The 16,425-nt window shown below is 44.3% G+C and carries 13 protein-coding genes and 1 pseudogene; all 14 read left to right on the forward strand.

Annotation, left to right across the window (positions count from 1 at the left end):
• Positions 1-54: 54 nt before the first annotated feature.
• Positions 55-1,668, forward strand: a complete 1,614-nt coding sequence (gene bshC / locus AAHB12_RS02940) for a bacillithiol biosynthesis cysteine-adding enzyme BshC (RefSeq protein WP_342044245.1) — start codon at positions 55-57, stop codon at positions 1,666-1,668.
• Between the two features lie 325 nt (positions 1,669-1,993).
• Entirely contained in the window at positions 1,994-2,926 is a 933-nt protein-coding gene (rsmH, locus tag AAHB12_RS02945) for a 16S rRNA (cytosine(1402)-N(4))-methyltransferase RsmH (protein WP_342044246.1), read from the forward strand.
• A 44-nt stretch (positions 2,927-2,970) separates the two neighbouring features.
• Entirely contained in the window at positions 2,971-3,324 is a 354-nt protein-coding gene (gene ftsL / locus AAHB12_RS02950; protein ID WP_129726885.1) for a cell division protein FtsL, read from the forward strand.
• A 17-nt stretch (positions 3,325-3,341) separates the two neighbouring features.
• Positions 3,342-5,471 (forward strand): penicillin-binding transpeptidase domain-containing protein, encoded by a 2,130-nt coding sequence (locus AAHB12_RS02955; RefSeq protein ID WP_446715506.1) that lies wholly within the window; start codon positions 3,342-3,344, stop codon positions 5,469-5,471.
• Between the two features lie 100 nt (positions 5,472-5,571).
• A complete protein-coding gene (locus tag AAHB12_RS02960; protein ID WP_129726884.1) occupies positions 5,572-7,488 on the forward strand; it encodes a stage V sporulation protein D in 1,917 nt (638 codons plus the stop codon).
• Positions 7,489-7,549: 61 nt separating this feature from the next.
• Positions 7,550-9,031, forward strand: coding sequence for a UDP-N-acetylmuramoyl-L-alanyl-D-glutamate--2,6-diaminopimelate ligase (locus AAHB12_RS02965; protein WP_342044250.1), 1,482 nt, complete (start codon positions 7,550-7,552; stop codon positions 9,029-9,031).
• Positions 9,032-9,056: 25 nt separating this feature from the next.
• The gene (mraY, locus tag AAHB12_RS02970; protein WP_129726882.1) at positions 9,057-10,031 is read left to right on the forward strand and encodes a phospho-N-acetylmuramoyl-pentapeptide-transferase; all 975 of its coding nucleotides are present in this window, start codon (positions 9,057-9,059) and stop codon (positions 10,029-10,031) included.
• A gap of 33 nt (positions 10,032-10,064) precedes the next feature.
• Positions 10,065-11,384 carry a UDP-N-acetylmuramoyl-L-alanine--D-glutamate ligase gene (murD, locus tag AAHB12_RS02975; RefSeq protein WP_446715512.1) on the forward strand — a complete coding sequence of 440 codons (1,320 nt, stop codon included), beginning with the start codon at positions 10,065-10,067 and terminating at the stop codon, positions 11,382-11,384.
• A 74-nt stretch (positions 11,385-11,458) separates the two neighbouring features.
• Entirely contained in the window at positions 11,459-12,556 is a 1,098-nt protein-coding gene (spoVE, locus tag AAHB12_RS02980) for a stage V sporulation protein E (protein WP_129726880.1), read from the forward strand.
• A gap of 182 nt (positions 12,557-12,738) precedes the next feature.
• A complete protein-coding gene (gene murB, locus AAHB12_RS02985) occupies positions 12,739-13,644 on the forward strand; it encodes a UDP-N-acetylmuramate dehydrogenase (RefSeq protein WP_342044252.1) in 906 nt (301 codons plus the stop codon).
• A 107-nt stretch (positions 13,645-13,751) separates the two neighbouring features.
• Positions 13,752-14,522 (forward strand): cell division protein FtsQ/DivIB, encoded by a 771-nt coding sequence (locus AAHB12_RS02990; RefSeq protein ID WP_342044253.1) that lies wholly within the window; start codon positions 13,752-13,754, stop codon positions 14,520-14,522.
• Complete coding sequence (locus tag AAHB12_RS02995; RefSeq protein WP_129726877.1) at positions 14,519-15,211, forward strand: DUF881 domain-containing protein; 693 nt, start codon at positions 14,519-14,521, stop codon at positions 15,209-15,211. The genes AAHB12_RS02990 and AAHB12_RS02995 overlap by 4 nt, the downstream gene beginning before the upstream one ends.
• A gap of 20 nt (positions 15,212-15,231) precedes the next feature.
• The gene (locus tag AAHB12_RS03000; RefSeq protein ID WP_165350699.1) at positions 15,232-15,948 is read left to right on the forward strand and encodes a DUF881 domain-containing protein; all 717 of its coding nucleotides are present in this window, start codon (positions 15,232-15,234) and stop codon (positions 15,946-15,948) included.
• A gap of 1 nt (position 15,949) precedes the next feature.
• Positions 15,950-16,388: pseudogene (locus AAHB12_RS03005) on the forward strand (small basic family protein).
• The last annotated feature ends 37 nt before the right edge of the window (positions 16,389-16,425 follow it).

Raw genomic sequence — 16,425 nt, forward strand, 5'->3', positions numbered from 1 at the left:
ATTGACTACAATTTTGTCATACACAACGTCTGGAGATGAAAGGAAGAGCTTTTTATGAAGTTGAAGGAAATCTCAGCTTCACTACCAAGTGGAGCCGTGGGAGATTACATACAGCAGGAGCAGCAGATTTCAGCCTGTTTTGACTATTTGCTAGAAGAAGAGGCGTTTCAAAAACGGGTTAAAGATTTACAAAGTCGGTCGTATCCTCGCCAGGAGCTGTCTGCTCATTTATTTGCTTATAATGAGCGACTTGGAGCAGGAGCAAAAACGCTCCAAAACATTCAGCTGCTATCAGAACCGAATACATATGTTGTGATCGGCGGACAGCAGGCAGGCCTTTTGACGGGACCGCTCTATACGATCCATAAAATCGTCTCGATTTTACAACTGGCGAAGGAGCAGGAGAAAAAGCTTGGTACGCCTGTCATACCAGTATTTTGGATTGCTGGAGAGGATCACGATATAGAGGAAATTAATCATGTATTCGTGGCGAAAAATGGGAGCTTAAAAAAATCGGTTTTATACCAGACTGGTACCGGAAGAACGAGTGCGTCCTTCCTCCCACTTGATCTTGAAGCTTGCTGGTCATGGGTGCAGAGTGTGTTTCAGACATATCGAGAAACGGAGCATACAAATGATTTGCTAAACTTTGTTAAAGATTGCCTACAAAGTTCAAGTACGTATGTTGACTTTTTCGGTCGGCTTATTATGGAGCTGTTTAAAGAAGAAGGTCTGGTGCTTATTGATTCTGGGGATAGCGAGCTGCGCCGTTTGGAAGCAACATTTTTTCAAACAATCCTTCAGCAGCATGAAGAGATTGGGGCTGGTTTGCAGCAGCAGCAGGAAATGCTGCGCGAGCGTGGATATACACCTTTGATTGCAGCTAAGGAAAATAGTTTGCACTTATTTATTCATGAAGAAGGAGAGCGCTGGCTGCTAGAAAAAGCGGGGGGCCGTTTTGTGTATAAAAATGGAAGCTATTCCTTTGCAGAGCTGGAGAGCCTTATGATGAAGAGGCCTGAGGCATTTAGTAATAATGTAGTTACACGCCCGCTGATGCAGGAGTATTTGTTTCCGACGCTTGCATTTATCGGTGGTCCGGGAGAGGTTGCTTACTGGGCAGAGCTGCAGCAGGTCTTTCATCGTCTTGGTTTCTTGATGCCCCCTGTTGTGCCTCGTCTTATGATGAGCTATCTAGAGAGAGGGATTGAGACGGATTTGCAGGAGCTGCATATAGGCGTGGAGGATGTATTCCGGAAACCAATGGAGCAGATGAAGGAACAATGGCTTGCGCAGCAAGTTGTTGAGCCGGTTGAAGATACCTTTGCTCAGGCGCGCCAACAGTTCGAGGAAACGCATAGAACGCTGCGTGAACTGGTTCGAAATATCCAACCGGGATTAAACCGTTTTGCTGAGAAAAATAAACAGAAAATTGAGGAACAAATCAACGTGCTAGAGCGTACCTTAGAGCGGGAAATCGAGCTTATGCATCATGTGCAGCTAAATAAATTCCGCCGCATTCAAATGTCTTTGCAGCCGTTTGGGCATTTGCAGGAGCGCACATGGAATATCTGGTATTATTTGAACGAATACGGCTTTGATTTTATTCCTGATTTGCTGAAACAGCCATTTTCTTGGAACGGTTCCCATTCGTGTATCCGCCTGTGAATGACAGTTTGCAGCCCAAACTGCTCTTATGGAGATATGTTGCACATTTGAGGGGGAAGTTGTCTATTCACCTTTTCACAAAAAAATCCTGCAAGCGAGCAGGATTTTTTTTCTTTATATGGAATTGATTGTAAAATAACAGTCTGTCCGCTGGATTAGAATATAAGAACATTCGTTTGTTTTGATTTTACAAAATAGGATAGAATATAACAGGAGGCGCTAAAATTCAATCGAATTTTAGCAAACATTTTCGCAAAACATGATAAAATTTAGTATATAATAAAATAGGTAAAAAAGTTATGATTTCACAAAAGTAGGTGCAACAATGTTTAAACATATTACAGTGCTTTTAAAAGAAACGGTGGACGGACTGGATATTCAGCCAGACGGTACATATGTGGATTGTACATTAGGAGGGGGCGGGCATAGCTCGTATCTGCTGTCGCAGCTTTCCGAAAACGGCAAACTGATTGCTTTTGACCAGGATGAAACGGCAATTCGAAATGCGCAGGAAAAGTTCGCTTCCTACGGAGACCGCTTTATCGCAGTGAGGAGCAATTTTCGTTATTTAAAAGAGGTATTGACAGACCTTGGAATCGGGCAGGTGGATGGCGTGCTCTTTGACCTTGGCGTATCTTCTCCGCAGCTGGACACGCCAGAGCGAGGCTTTAGCTACCATCATGATGCGCCGCTTGATATGCGAATGGATCAGGATGCGCCGTTAACAGCGTATGAGATTGTTAATGAGTGGCCGTACGAAAAGCTGGTGAAAATTTTCTTCCAATATGGAGAGGAAAAATTTTCTAAGCAAATTGTCCGCAAAATTGAGGCAGCACGAGCAGTAAAACCGATTGAAACGACAGGAGAGCTTGTGGAACTCATTAAGGAAGGGATTCCGGCTCCTGCAAGAAGAACGGGCGGTCATCCTGCCAAGCGTGTCTTTCAAGCTATCCGCATTGCTGTGAATGATGAGCTGCAGGCATTTGAGGAAGCGGTAGAGGCGGCGATTGAAGTAATTAAGCCGGGCGGACGCGTGAGCGTAATTACGTTCCACTCTTTAGAAGATCGAATTTGCAAAACAGTATTTAAAACGCATAGCGCATTGCCGCAGCTGCCGCCGGGGCTTCCAATTATCCCGGATGAGTATAAGCCGAAGCTGAAGCTGATTACAAGAAAACCACTATTGCCGACAGAAGAAGAGCTAGAGGAAAATAACCGAGCTCGTTCAGCTAAATTGCGGATTGCGGAAAAGCTATGATAGTCAAATGATTTGGTAACATGAAAGTAGGGGGGAACTAAGGGATGAGTAACCTTGCTATGGAACGCAAAAAGCAGACAGAGCAAACCTCGTCTGTGCCAAAGCAAGCCCCAAGAGCACAAACAACGAAGGTGACGAGATTTGAAAAGCTGCTGTATGGGATGTTTATTGCTTTTTTATTGTATGCGTGTATTACTTTAATCGGTAACAAAGCGGACTTGTATAAAGTGAATGCGGACTTCTCCAAGCTGCAGCGAAGCATTGAAGAGCAAAAGAAAATAAATGATGATCTCAAAGCGGAAGTCGAGCAGCTAAGCCGATATGATCGCATTGCCAAGAAGGCGAAGGAAATGGGTCTTGAAGTGAATGAAGACAATGTAAAAGGGCTAAATCAGTAAGCGGGTGTGAGAAACGGATGGATGCAAAAAAACTCCATATGAATAGAGGAGCAGGATTGTTAATGCTTATATTTCTCCTGCTCTTTTTCCTGTTAGTGTTGCGATTTCTTTATATTCAGTGGACGGGAACTGTACACGGACAATCATTGACGGAGCTGGCGGAGGCAAAGCATAATAAAAAAGGTGTGCTTGAAGGCAAGCGAGGTACAATTTATGATCAAACTGGCTCTGTGCTTGCCCAAGATATTACAGCGTACAAGCTTATTGCGATGCTCAAGGGCGACAATCATGTAGAGGACAAAGAACAAACAGCAGAGAAGCTTGCAACAGTTTTAGATATGGATGCCGACAAGATTTTGGCGAAACTCAATAACGAAAAGGCGTATCAGGTTGAGTTTGGTGTTGCCGGAAACAATTTGACGAAGAAACAGAAAGAGAAAATTACAGCTATGAAGCTAAAAGGAATTACCTTTATTGACGGGAAAATGCGCAGTTATCCAAACGGTAATTTCGCTTCATATGTTGTCGGTTATGCAAAACCGAATGATGAAGGGGTACTAGAAGGAAAGTTCGGCCTTGAACAAACGCTAGATTCATATTTACATGATGAAAACGGTTCTATCTCTTACGAGGGGGACTCGCATGGCCTGCTGCTTGGGAATAGCGAAGAGAAGGTAAAGCCTGCGAAGAACGGCGATGATGTGTATCTCACGATTGATCAGCGCGTGCAAAGCTTTCTGGAGGATGCCATGACAAAAGCAGCGGAGCATTATGATCCATCGATGCTGCTTGGTGTTGTTGCCGATCCGAAAACAGGAAAAATTCTAGCGATGTCAAGCCGCCCAAGCTACGATCCGAATATACGCGACATTACATACTTTTTAAACAATCCGATTGCATACGCGTATGAGCCCGGATCAACGATGAAGGTGTTTACGCTTGCGGCGGCTGTGAATGAAGGGGTATATCAAGGTTCTGCTTATTATCAATCCGGGGCATATGCGGTAGGTGGAACACAAATCCGCGACCATAACAACGGAGTGGGCTGGGGCTCAATTACTTTTAATGAGGGTGTGCAGCGTTCCTCAAACGTCGCATTTGCCATTATAGCAGAAAAGCAGCTTGGCTTTGATCGGCTTCGTCAATATATTCACAGATTTGGTCTCGACGAAAAAACCGGTATTGATTTGCCTGGTGAAAGCGGAAATACCATTTTATTTGATAAGCAAATCCAAAAGGTTACAACAGCATTCGGGCAAGGCTCTACAGTAACGCCAATTCAACAAATCCAAGCGGCGACTGCAATCGCGAATAATGGGAAAATGATGAAGCCGTATGTGATCGACCGTATTGTTGACAGCGAAACTGGTAAAGTTGCGGAGCAGCATAGACCTCAGGAGGTTGGGGAGCCGATTACGGAGGATACAGCAAAAAAGGTGCGGCAATTACTTGAAACGGTCGTTACAGCTCCGACAGGAACAGGTGGTGCTTATAAAATTGATGGGTACTCCGTTGCGGGGAAAACGGGAACGGCGCAAATTCCAGGTCCTGACGGCAGATATATGTCGGGCCGAGAAAATTATATTTTCTCTTTTCTAGGGATGGCGCCAGCGGACGATCCGCAGCTGCTTGTATATGTGGCTGTGAAGCAGCCGCATCTAAAGGATGCGGAAACAGGAGCTACGCCGCTTGCTGATATATTTAAGTCCGTAACTAAAAACAGCTTGCAATATTTAAAGGTAAAGCCTTCTGTTGTAAAAGATACAAGTAAGCTGGCTGCAAAAGAAAGCATCGCTGTTCCGGCTTTGACTGGAGAGGCGCTTTCAGATGCAAAAGAGAAGATTGAAAGCAAGGGGCTGCGTCCGATTGTGTTAGGAGAAGGCTCTATTGTGAAGCAATCGCCGCAAGCGGGAGATAAGGTGTTAAAAGGCGAGCGTATATTGCTTGCTGGCACGAACAATAAAATGCCGAACCTAATTGGCTGGTCGCTTCGTGATGTGATGAATCTCGCCAATGTACTTGGCCTTGAGCTAAAAACATCCGGAAAAGGATATGTAACAGAGCAAAGCATTGGAGAAGGAATTGCTGTGAAAAAAGGCGACCTGCTAGAGGTGAAGCTGGTGCCTCCAGATGAGGGAGCACAGTAGAGAAAGGAGCAGCTCTTGACGGTTGTAAGGTGCTGTGTTCTAATCAAAAAGGTACAAGCATATATTGAAACGAGCCAAAGTGCAGGGAGGTTCTTTCAATATGCGCGTATCAAATGTAACAGTACGGAAACGACTTATATTTGTGTTAGTATGCGGGCTGCTCATTTTTTTGGTGGTTGATGTACGTCTTGGCTATGTACAGTTTGCTCTTGGAAATATGCTAACGGAGCGTGCCAAGGATTCTTGGAGCCGGAATATTAAATTTGAACCGGAGCGCGGCCGGATTTTGGACAGGAATGGTGTAGAGCTTGCGACGAATAAAAGTGCTCCCTCGATTTTTGTTGTGCCAAGGCAAATTGAAAATCCAGCGGCAACGGCTGAAAAGCTGGCAGCTGTATTGGATGCATCAAGGGAAGACATTTATAAGCATTTGACAAAAAAGGTAAGCATTGAACAGCTAAGACCGGAAGGACAAAAGATTTCTCATGAGAAGGCAAAGGAAGTGCGTGCCCTTGGCTTAAAAGGGGTGTATATTGCTGAGGACTCCATCCGGTATTATCCGTTTGGCAGCTATTTATCACATGTACTTGGATTTGCTGGCATTGACAATCAAGGTTTATTGGGTTTAGAGCTTACGTATGATGCGGAATTGAGCGGTGAGAAAGGGTATGTTCGTTTTTATGCAGATGCAAAGGGGCAAAAGCTTGAAAACATCGGAGATGATTATAAGCAGCCGGAAAGCGGACTAGACTTAAAGCTGACGATTGATACCCGCGTTCAAACGATTGTAGAGCGTGAGTTGGATATCGCGCAAGCCACATACAGTGCCGATGGTATTGTTGCAATTGCGATGAATCCGAAAAATGGCGAGATTTTGGCGATGGCAAGCCGCCCGAATTTTGATCCATCTAATTATAAAGAGGTCGCTCCTGAGGTATATAACCGGAATTTGCCTGTTTGGAGTACGTACGAGCCCGGTTCCACCTTTAAAATTATTACGCTAGCCGCAGCTTTAAACGAAAAAAAGGTTGATTTAGATAAGGACCACTTTTTTGATGACGGGGCAGCCGAGGTTGACGGGGCGAATCTCCGCTGCTGGAAACGCGGGGGTCATGGTGATCAGACGTTTCTGGAGGTTGTCCAAAATTCATGTAACCCTGGATTTGTCGAACTGGGGGAACGGCTTGGCAAGGAAAAACTGTTTCAATACATCTATGACTTTGGTTTTGGCCAAAAAACAGGTATTGATTTGCAGGGAGAAGGAAAAGGGATTCTCTTTAATCCTGCAAAAATTGGCCCTGTGGAGCAAGCGACAACAGCATTCGGGCAAGGAGTTTCTGTAACACCGATTCAGCAGGTTACAGCTGTCGCCGCGGCTGTAAACGGTGGCACGTTGTATCAGCCATACATTGCCAAGGAATTTATTGATCCAGAAACGGGGCAGGTTGTTAGCCGGAAAACACCAGTTGCAAAAAGGCAAGTTATTTCGAAGGAAACATCAGCAGAGGTACGGCGTGCGCTTGAGAATGTAGTTGCAAAGGGCTCTGGTAAGGGGGCGTACGTTGAGGGTTACCGTGTGGGCGGTAAAACAGGAACGGCGCAAAAGGTTAAAGATGGACGTTATATGGAAAATAACTATATTGTTTCCTTCATCGGCTTTGCGCCTGCTGATGATCCGCAGGTTGTCATTTACGTGGCTGTCGACAATCCAAAAGGAACCGTGCAATTTGGCGGTGTAGTTGCGGCGCCAATTGTTGGCAACATGATGCGTGATATATTGCCTGCTATAGGCGTACAGCCGCGTACGGGAGGCATAGATAAAGAGCTAACATGGCTCGAGACACCTTCTGTTGAAGTGCCAAATCTAATCGGCATGACGAAAAAGGACTTGCAAACGCAGCAGGTGGATCTTGAAATTGAGGTGCAGGGTGAAGGAGAAAAGGTAGTTGAACAGCAGCCGCGTGCTGGTGTAAAGGTAAAAGCGGGAACGAAAATCCGCCTGTATTTAGGAAGCTAGTTTACGTATGAGCGCGTTTCGTTTCAGATACAATAAATAGAAAGCAGAGAGGTACAGCAGAATGAAGTTGCATACACTCATGTCATGCTTGCATGATTTTTCTGTCATGCCGGCGGAAAATCCAGAAATTGAATCCATTGAAATGGACTCACGGCAAGTTAGTGCCGGCAGTTTATTTGTTTGCATCAGTGGATTTACGGTTGATGGGCACGATTTTGCAAAACAGGCTGCCGCAGCAGGTGCGGCAGCTATTATAGCGGAGCGTCCACTGGAGGTAGACGTTCCGGTTGTTCTTGTGAAGGACAGCGCGCGCGTCTTAGCGGCGCTCGCAGATTTCTTTTATGGGCAGCCAACGCAGCATTTGCATTTAATCGGTATTACAGGTACAAATGGAAAAACAACAACATCTCATATTGTAAATGAGATATTACGCGAGCATGGTCATACGACCGGCTTAATTGGCACGATTAATATCAAAATTGGAGATGAAACGTTTGATGTGAAAAACACAACGCCTGATGCCCTAACATTGCAAAAAACGTTTCGCCGCATGCTAGACAGTAACGTAACAGCTGCTGTTATGGAGGTATCTTCCCATGCGCTCCATCTTGGCCGCGTGCACGGCTGTGAGTATGATGTTGCTGTGTTCACCAATTTAACGCAGGATCATCTCGATTATCATAAAACAATGGACGAATATAAGCGGGCAAAGGGTCTTTTGTTTGCGCAGCTCGGCAATAGCTATCAGCATAATCGCGTTAAATATGCTATTCTAAATAGCGATGATGAAGCTTCTAAGGATTACATAATGAGCACGCAGGCCACGGTCATTACATATGGAATTGATACGAAAAGTGATATTTCCGCAACTGACATTGAAATGACTGGAGCAGGAACATCATTTACGCTTGTCACTCCGTTTGATAGCGTTAGAGTGACAATGAAGCTTGCAGGAAAATTCAATGTCTACAATGTGTTAGCGGCAGCAGCAGCTTGTCTTGTTTCAAATGTACCGTTAGAAACAATAGTGCGTGTCATTGAGCGTATGCAAGGTGTATCTGGGCGATTTGAGCTTGTAGATGGGGACCAGGATTTTGCTGTTATTGTGGATTACTCGCATACGCCGGACAGCCTAGAAAATGCATTGCAAACCATTCGCCAGTTCGCAACGGGCAAGGTGTATTGTGTTGTTGGCTGCGGGGGGGATAGAGATAGAACAAAGCGTCCGGAAATGGCGCGTATTGCGGCGCAGTATGCGGATTGCCCAATCTTTACTTCTGATAATCCGCGCAGTGAGGATCCGCTTGCGATTTTGGATGAGATGGCTGCAGGGGTCACTGGTGAGCAATACGAAATTCTACCAGATAGAAAAGAGGCGATTACGCGCGCTGTTTCGGCTGCAAAGCGCGGAGACGTAGTCTTAATTGCCGGAAAAGGTCATGAAACATACCAAATTATTGGTACGACAGTCATTGACTTTGATGACCGTCTTGTTGCGAAGGAAGCAATGAAACACCGTTCAAGCACACAACAAGATAGTTGACAGCAAGAGAGAAGGGGGGCTATTTATGCTTGAACTTGGAATTTTAATTACAATTGCGGTTGCATTTTTAATCGCAGTCGCGCTTTCTCCTATTTTTATCCCGTTTTTACGTCGGTTAAAATTTGGACAAAGCATTCGTGAGGAAGGACCACAATCACATCAGAAGAAATCAGGAACGCCGACGATGGGAGGAATTGTCATTTTCCTTTCCGTCATCATTACGACGGCTTTAATGGCTGCAAAATTTGGGGAATTAAATACAGAAGCTTATTTGCTTCTATTTGTTACATTTGGCTACGGTTTAATCGGATTTTTAGACGATTATATTAAAGTGGTCATGAAACGAAATTTAGGATTAACATCAAAACAGAAGCTTGTTGGTCAGCTCATCATTGCTATTGTATTTTTTCTGTTTTACCAAAAATATTCGTTCGGAACGGATCTTCGCATACCAGGAACGGATCTTAGCTTTGATTTGGGTTGGGGCTATTTGCTTCTGATCGTTTTTTTGCTTGTCGGTACATCCAATGCGGTCAATCTTACGGATGGCTTAGATGGGCTGTTAGCGGGAACATCTGCGGTTGCGTTTGGGGCGTATGCAATTTTAGCTTATAACCAGCATCAGTATGAAACAGCAATTTTTTGTGTGGCTGTTGTCGGAGCTGTTCTTGGCTTTTTGGTGTTTAATGCCCATCCAGCAAAGGTATTTATGGGGGATACCGGCTCGCTTGCGCTTGGCGGCGCATTAGCAGCAGTTGCGATTTTAACAAAGCTGGAGCTGCTGCTAGCAATTATCGGCGGTATCTTCATGATTGAAACACTTTCTGTTATTATTCAGGTTATTTCATTTAAAACAACGGGAAAACGCGTATTTAAGATGAGCCCGCTTCATCATCATTACGAGCTTAGCGGCTGGTCGGAGTGGCGCGTCGTTGTGACGTTTTGGTCAGTCGGCTTGCTGTTTGCAATGCTAGGAATTTATATTGAGGTGTGGATGTAATTGAAAAATGTAGCGGATTATCAAGGGAAAAATATGCTCGTCCTAGGGATGGCAAAGAGCGGATATGCTGCTGCCATCTTGCTCCATCAGCTTGGAGCGAATGTAATCGTAAATGACAAAACACCATTTGAGGAAAATGAGATGGCGCAGCGTCTAAGCGGGCAAGGCATTGAGGTTGTCTGTGGGTCTCATCCTCTTGAACTGCTTGAGAGAAATATTGCAATAGTCGTCAAAAATCCTGGGATTCCATATACGAATCCATTGGTGGCTGCTGCGCAGCAAAAGGGGATTCCTGTTATTACAGAGGTGGAATTAGCCTACCGGATTTCGGAGGCGCCGTTTATCGGCATTACCGGTTCAAACGGGAAAACGACTACAACTACGCTGACGTTTGAAATGCTTCAAGAAGGCAATAAGCGTCCGTTGATTGCAGGAAACATCGGCACAGTTGCTTGTGAAGTAGCACAAACAGCAAAGGCGGACGAAGTGATTGTAACAGAATTATCATCTTTTCAGCTGATGGGGATTGAAACCTTCCATCCGAAAATCGCTGTGCTTTTAAATTTATTTGACGCTCACCTTGATTATCATGGTACAAAGCGTGAGTACGGCTTGGCAAAGGCAAACCTTTTCAAAAACCAAACATCATCTGATTATAGCGTTGTGAATGCTGACAATGAGGATGTAATGGAGTTAGCCAAAGAAAGCAATGGGCAAAAGGTGTATTTCTCGACCACACAGGCGCTTCCAGATGGAGCTTGCTTGCAAAACGATGCGCTTTATTTCCGAGGTGAAAAGGTAATTGAGACTGCTGATATTGTGCTTCCGGGAAAGCATAACCTTGAAAATATCCTTGCAGCGATGAGCGTTGCGAAGCTGATGGGTGTATCCAATGAAGCGATTGAAGCTGTCTTAAAGAGATTTACCGGTGTGGCGCATCGCTTGCAGTATATCACAGAAATAAATGGGCGGAAGTTCTATAATGATTCGAAGGCGACAAATATTTTGGCAACGCAAAAAGCATTGTCTGCGTTTACGCAGCCTGTTATTTTGCTTGCTGGAGGATTAGATCGCGGTAATGAATTTGATGAGTTGATTCCATATTTTTCTCATGTTAAAGCGCTCGTCACATTTGGACAAACTGCACCGAAGCTAATCAAGACAGCGGAGAAAGCGGGAATGAAAGATATCAAACGTGTCGATAATGTCGAACAAGCAGTGCAGCAGGCTTATGAACTGTCTGAGGAAGGAAACGTAATCTTGCTTTCGCCAGCGTGCGCAAGCTGGGATCAGTTTAAGACTTTTGAAGATCGAGGAGACATGTTTATACAAGCTGTGCATAAGTTAGTATAAAGTAGTTTAAAACGCCGGGAGGACCCCGGCGTTTTAAATAAGACTTAAGCTTGTTTCCAAGAGGTGATGTTCGAATGCCAGCGAAAAAAACACCCGATTTCATCATTGTTGCGGTTACGCTCATCTTATTGACCGTCGGCATGATTATGGTGTACAGCGCGAGCGCAGCCTGGGCGTCGTATAAGTTTCAAGACTCGTTCTTTTTTGCGAAGCGGCAGCTTTTATTTGCCGGGCTTGGTGTTGTAGCGATGTTTATCATTATGAGGATTGATTATTGGATTTGGCGTGATTATTCGAAAATCATTTTGCTTGTTTGTTTTTTGTTCCTGATTCTCGTGCTGATTCCTGGAATCGGACTGGTACGTGGAGGAGCCCGAAGTTGGATTGGAGTTGGTGCTTTTTCGATTCAGCCGTCTGAATTTATGAAATTTGCGATGATTGTATTTTTATCCAAATTTTTATCAGAGCGGCAAAAAACGATTACCTCCTTTAAAAAAGGACTTGCTCCGTCGCTTGGTATTGTGTTTTTAGCGTTTGGAATGATTATGCTGCAGCCGGATCTCGGTACGGGTACGGTGATGGTTGGAACATGTGTGGTCATGATTTTCGCTGCGGGGGCAAGAGTAGCGCATTTTATGATGCTTGGTGGAGTCGGAATAGCAGGTTTTATTGCGTTAATCGCATCAGCGCCTTATCGGATCAAACGTATTACATCTTATTTAGATCCTTGGTCTGACCCGCTTGGAAGCGGTTTTCAAATTATTCAATCATTGTATGCCATTGGTCCGGGAGGGTTATTCGGTCTTGGACTCGGACAAAGCAGGCAAAAGTTTTTTTACTTACCGGAGCCGCAAACAGATTTTATCTTTGCGATTCTTTCTGAAGAATTAGGTTTTATCGGTGGCTCGTTTGTGTTATTATTGTTTAGTCTTTTATTGTGGCGGGGTATCCGTGTTGCACTTGGGGCACCGGATTTGTACGGGACATTTTTAGCAGTTGGCATTGTAGCGATGATTGCAATTCAAGTGATGATCAATATCGGTGTAGTTACTGGGCTGATTCCAGTTACCGGTATTACGCTTCCGTTTTTAAGCTACGGGGGTTCAAGCTTGACGCTTATGCTTGCAGCGGTTGGAGTATTATTAAACATAAGTCGTCACTCCCGATACTAAGCCGCCCTGTTCACGAACAGGGCTTTTCTTAATGTCTCAATATCGTGATGTTATGTGATAATTTATCAAAATAACTCGATATTTCCCGAAAAATAAATATAGGCTATAACAAGAAAATAACGTTAGGTGAATGTCCTGCATATTACTATAAGTAGCGGAGAATTGGATTGGGGGAGAGCAGCATGGAACAATTGGCGAGGAAATTAAGGGAAGCAAATGTTGGAAAGGTGCTGGAGCAGGAGCTGCTGGCACGTCATACAACAATGAAAATTGGAGGACCAGCTGATATTATGGTGATTCCAAGCAGCATAGAAGGCGTGCATAAGACGCTGGAGATTGTGAAGGAACAAAAGGTGAAGTGGACGGCAATCGGTCGCGGTTCTAATCTACTCGTGTCTGACAAAGGAATTGAAGGTGTTGTCATTAAGCTTGGTGAAGGACTGGATCATTTGAATGTCGAGGAAACGAAGGTACGCGTTGGGGCTGGTTATTCACTCGTTAAGCTTGCGACTCTTTTGAGCCGTCAAGGCCTATCGGGGCTTGAATTTGCTGGTGGAATTCCAGGAAGCGTTGGGGGTGCGGTCTATATGAACGCAGGCGCCCATAAGTCTGATATGTCCGAAATTATCACAAGAGCGCTTGTGATATTGGAGGATGGCACAGTAGAATGGCTTACCAATGAAGAGCTTGCGTTTTCCTATCGCACCTCTGTTTTGCAAAAGCAGCGTCCAGGAATTGTACTTGAGGCGGAATTAGAACTGCAAAAGGGCGACCGTGATGAAGTATTTGCAGTCATACAAAAAAATAAAGACTATCGCCGTGATACACAGCCATGGAATCATCCTTGTGCAGGAAGCATCTTCCGTAATCCTCTGCCAAGCTTTGCTGGCAATCTCGTAGAAAAAGCGGGACTTAAAGGCTATCAAATTGGCGGTGCCAAAATTTCAGAAATGCATGGGAATTTTATTGTAAACACAGGCACGGCTACTGCAGAGGATGTCCTTTGTTTGATTCGACACATTAAACAGGTGATACAGGAGCAATATGGCATTGAAATGCATACAGAAGTGGAGATTATTGGTAGATAATAGTTGTCTACTTTGTATGGAAACATTTATGATATAATGAAAGATAAAGAACGGCATGCGCTTTCATGCCGTTCTTTATGCTACATAGGGACAAAGGGGGGATCGAAATGAAAAAAGGAAAGATTATTCAACTTGAGGAGCGCGTACCAAAGCTGAAGAAGCAACGGCAAAAGCGAACAAAGGCAAATCGCAGGTTGATTTTATATGTAGCAGTTTTATTTCTGTTAGTGTCGTTTGTGATGTACTTTCGATCTCCACTTAGCAATATTGCTCATATCAATGTGCAAGGAAGCCATTATATGAATGATGAAGAGGTAATGAAGCTATCAGGGATTACATATAAGACAAGTTATTTTCGCGTAAAGCCAAAGGAAGCGGAAGTGAGATTGTCTGAAAGAAAAGAAATTCGAGCAGCGCAGATTGAAAAAGTGCTGCCCAATAAGATTATGATTACAATCAAGGAGTACAAGACAACCGGCTATGTATATAAAAGTGGCAAGCTGTATCCGCTTTTAGAAAACGGGAAGATGCTGTCAGCACTTCCAGACCAAACGCTTCCAGTAGCAGCCCCCATTTTATTTGGGTTTAAGGAGGAAACAACCTATCAAGAGATGTCCTCTGAGCTTGCTAAGCTGCCAACAAGCATATTTCGTTCTATATCGGAAATACATTTGAGCCCGAAGGCAGCTGACCCGCTTCACCTTACGCTTTATATGAATGAAGGCTATGAAGTGAGTACGACTGTTCATGGTTTTTCTAAGAAAATGACGCCATATCCACTCATTATCAAAACGCTGAAGCCAGGTGAAAAGGTACGAATTAATCTCGAGCTGGGAGCATACACAGAACGTTTGAATACAGAGGAGCAATCGCAATGAAAAAGAAAAATCGTTATGTATGGCTTTCACTTGTTTGTCTAGTTCTTGGCTTTATGATTGCCTATTCTTATTCGGTAACGGCAAAGAAGGAGCAGTACGAGAGAGCGGACAGGGAGTGGGACCGGGAATATAAGCTGCGTGAAAGATTGATTGATCAAGAGAAAACAAATGCCAGCCTGCAGCGTCAGGTAGCTGAGTTGCAGAGAAACGTGCGCAAAGAGGAAGAGAAGCTCGGGGAGCAGAAAAACAATCTGTCGAATGCAGTAAGCGAGGTAGAGCAGTTGCGTGCATACATAGGAGAGGTAAAGGTGAAGGGACAAGGCCTAGAAGTGACGCTTGCAGATAGTTCAAAAGCACTAACTGATAAGAATGTCAATAATTACCTCGTCCACGACGGTCATATACAGGCTGTACTTCACGAATTATATGCTGCAGGCGCAGAGGCAATTGCCATTAATGGACAAAGGCTGACAACCAATTCGTATGTGACGTGCGTCGGACCGGTCATAAATGTAGATGGTACGGAGCATCCTGCTCCTTTTGTCATTACAGCCATCGGCAATCCAGACGTGCTGCAAAAGGCGCTCGATATTCGCGGCGGTGTTGTAGATCGTCTTCTTAGCGACAATGTTTCTGTGAAGCTTCAAACAAAACAGGATCTTGTACTAGAGCCATATTATAAAAAGTAATGGTAAGAAGGAGAAGAATAGTGAGCCGAAAAAGATGGAGCTTTACTCTCATCATGTTAATTATTGGAGTTATGGCTGCTGTACAGTATAAATCGCTGCAAAATCCGACGGTTACAGACACTCGGGATGAATGGCAGCTAAAGGAAAGTTTACAAGCAGAGCAACAGGTTCAAATCGAGCTATTAAAGGAAATTAGGAAGTATGAGGGGCAGCTTGAGGGCTATGAGGCGAAGCGAGCTGGAAGCAAGGAAGATGCGCTGCAAAACACACTAGAGGAGCTGCGGGAAAAGGCGGGATTAGCAGATGTGACAGGAAGCGGTGTTACCTTCCAGCTTGCTCCCTTATTTGACAATATTGGTGAGGGTGAGGAAGTACCGACCCTATCACCTCAGCTGCTGCAGCGTCTCGTAAATGAGTTAAATACATACGGTGCAACGGCAGTACAAATTGATGACCAGCGCATAGTAGCTACAACGCCTATTAGGGATGTGAACGGAAAGGTGACCGTTAACCAGGTTGCGCTGCCGCCTCTTCCACTGGAAGTGAAGGTCATTGCCAAAGATGCAGGGGAGCTGTATGACCGAATGAAGGTATCGAATGCGTTTGATTATTTTGCAATTGATAATATTGAATTGACCATGTCAAAGCCTGAGGATGGGATTACGATTGGGCGTTATAAAGGAGAGATTGACACGGAGCACATGGAGGCTATCAAAGCAGAAGAGGAGGGGAAGTAGCATGTGGCTCCCTGTTTTAGGTTTATTGATTGGCGTTGCGCTTGGATTAAGTTCAGACCTTACTATTCCAGAGCAATATTCTAACTATTTATCGATTGCAGTGCTTGCTGCACTTGATACTTTATTTGGAGGAATACGGGCGAATTTACAAGGGGTGTATGATGAAACTGTCTTTCTTACCGGTTTCTTTTTCAATATCATCTTAGCAGCAAGTTTAGCTTTTCTCGGGGTACATCTTGGTGTAGACTTATACTTGGCGGCTATCTTTGCCTTTGGGGTGAGACTGTTTCAAAATATCGCCGTTATTCGAAGGCTGATCCTTACTAAAAGAACGGATAGTAAACAAAAATAAGAAAAATGTCCTTGTAAAAAAAGGGAAACGTACGTATGCGTTGAATATTTTTCTTATAAATATAAGTGCTCCGTCTGTTGTTCGATAGATGCATGTTTATGGTATAAATATAAAAAAGGAGGTGC

The organism is Bacillus sp. OTU530 (genome assembly GCF_038440375.1).

What these genes read in the sequence shown, in the direction of transcription:
- bshC (WP_342044245.1), top strand. Translation starts at nt 55, where the DNA reads ATGAAGTTGAAGGAAATCTCAGCTTCACTACCAAGTGGAGCCGTGGGA.
- rsmH (WP_342044246.1), top strand. Translation starts at nt 1,994, where the DNA reads ATGTTTAAACATATTACAGTGCTTTTAAAAGAAACGGTGGACGGACTG.
- ftsL (WP_129726885.1), top strand. Translation starts at nt 2,971, where the DNA reads ATGAGTAACCTTGCTATGGAACGCAAAAAGCAGACAGAGCAAACCTCG.
- AAHB12_RS02955 (WP_446715506.1), top strand. Translation starts at nt 3,342, where the DNA reads ATGGATGCAAAAAAACTCCATATGAATAGAGGAGCAGGATTGTTAATG.
- AAHB12_RS02960 (WP_129726884.1), top strand. Translation starts at nt 5,572, where the DNA reads ATGCGCGTATCAAATGTAACAGTACGGAAACGACTTATATTTGTGTTA.
- AAHB12_RS02965 (WP_342044250.1), top strand. Translation starts at nt 7,550, where the DNA reads ATGAAGTTGCATACACTCATGTCATGCTTGCATGATTTTTCTGTCATG.
- mraY (WP_129726882.1), top strand. Translation starts at nt 9,057, where the DNA reads ATGCTTGAACTTGGAATTTTAATTACAATTGCGGTTGCATTTTTAATC.
- murD (WP_446715512.1), top strand. Translation starts at nt 10,065, where the DNA reads ATGCTCGTCCTAGGGATGGCAAAGAGCGGATATGCTGCTGCCATCTTG.
- spoVE (WP_129726880.1), top strand. Translation starts at nt 11,459, where the DNA reads ATGCCAGCGAAAAAAACACCCGATTTCATCATTGTTGCGGTTACGCTC.
- murB (WP_342044252.1), top strand. Translation starts at nt 12,739, where the DNA reads ATGGAACAATTGGCGAGGAAATTAAGGGAAGCAAATGTTGGAAAGGTG.
- AAHB12_RS02990 (WP_342044253.1), top strand. Translation starts at nt 13,752, where the DNA reads ATGAAAAAAGGAAAGATTATTCAACTTGAGGAGCGCGTACCAAAGCTG.
- AAHB12_RS02995 (WP_129726877.1), top strand. Translation starts at nt 14,519, where the DNA reads ATGAAAAAGAAAAATCGTTATGTATGGCTTTCACTTGTTTGTCTAGTT.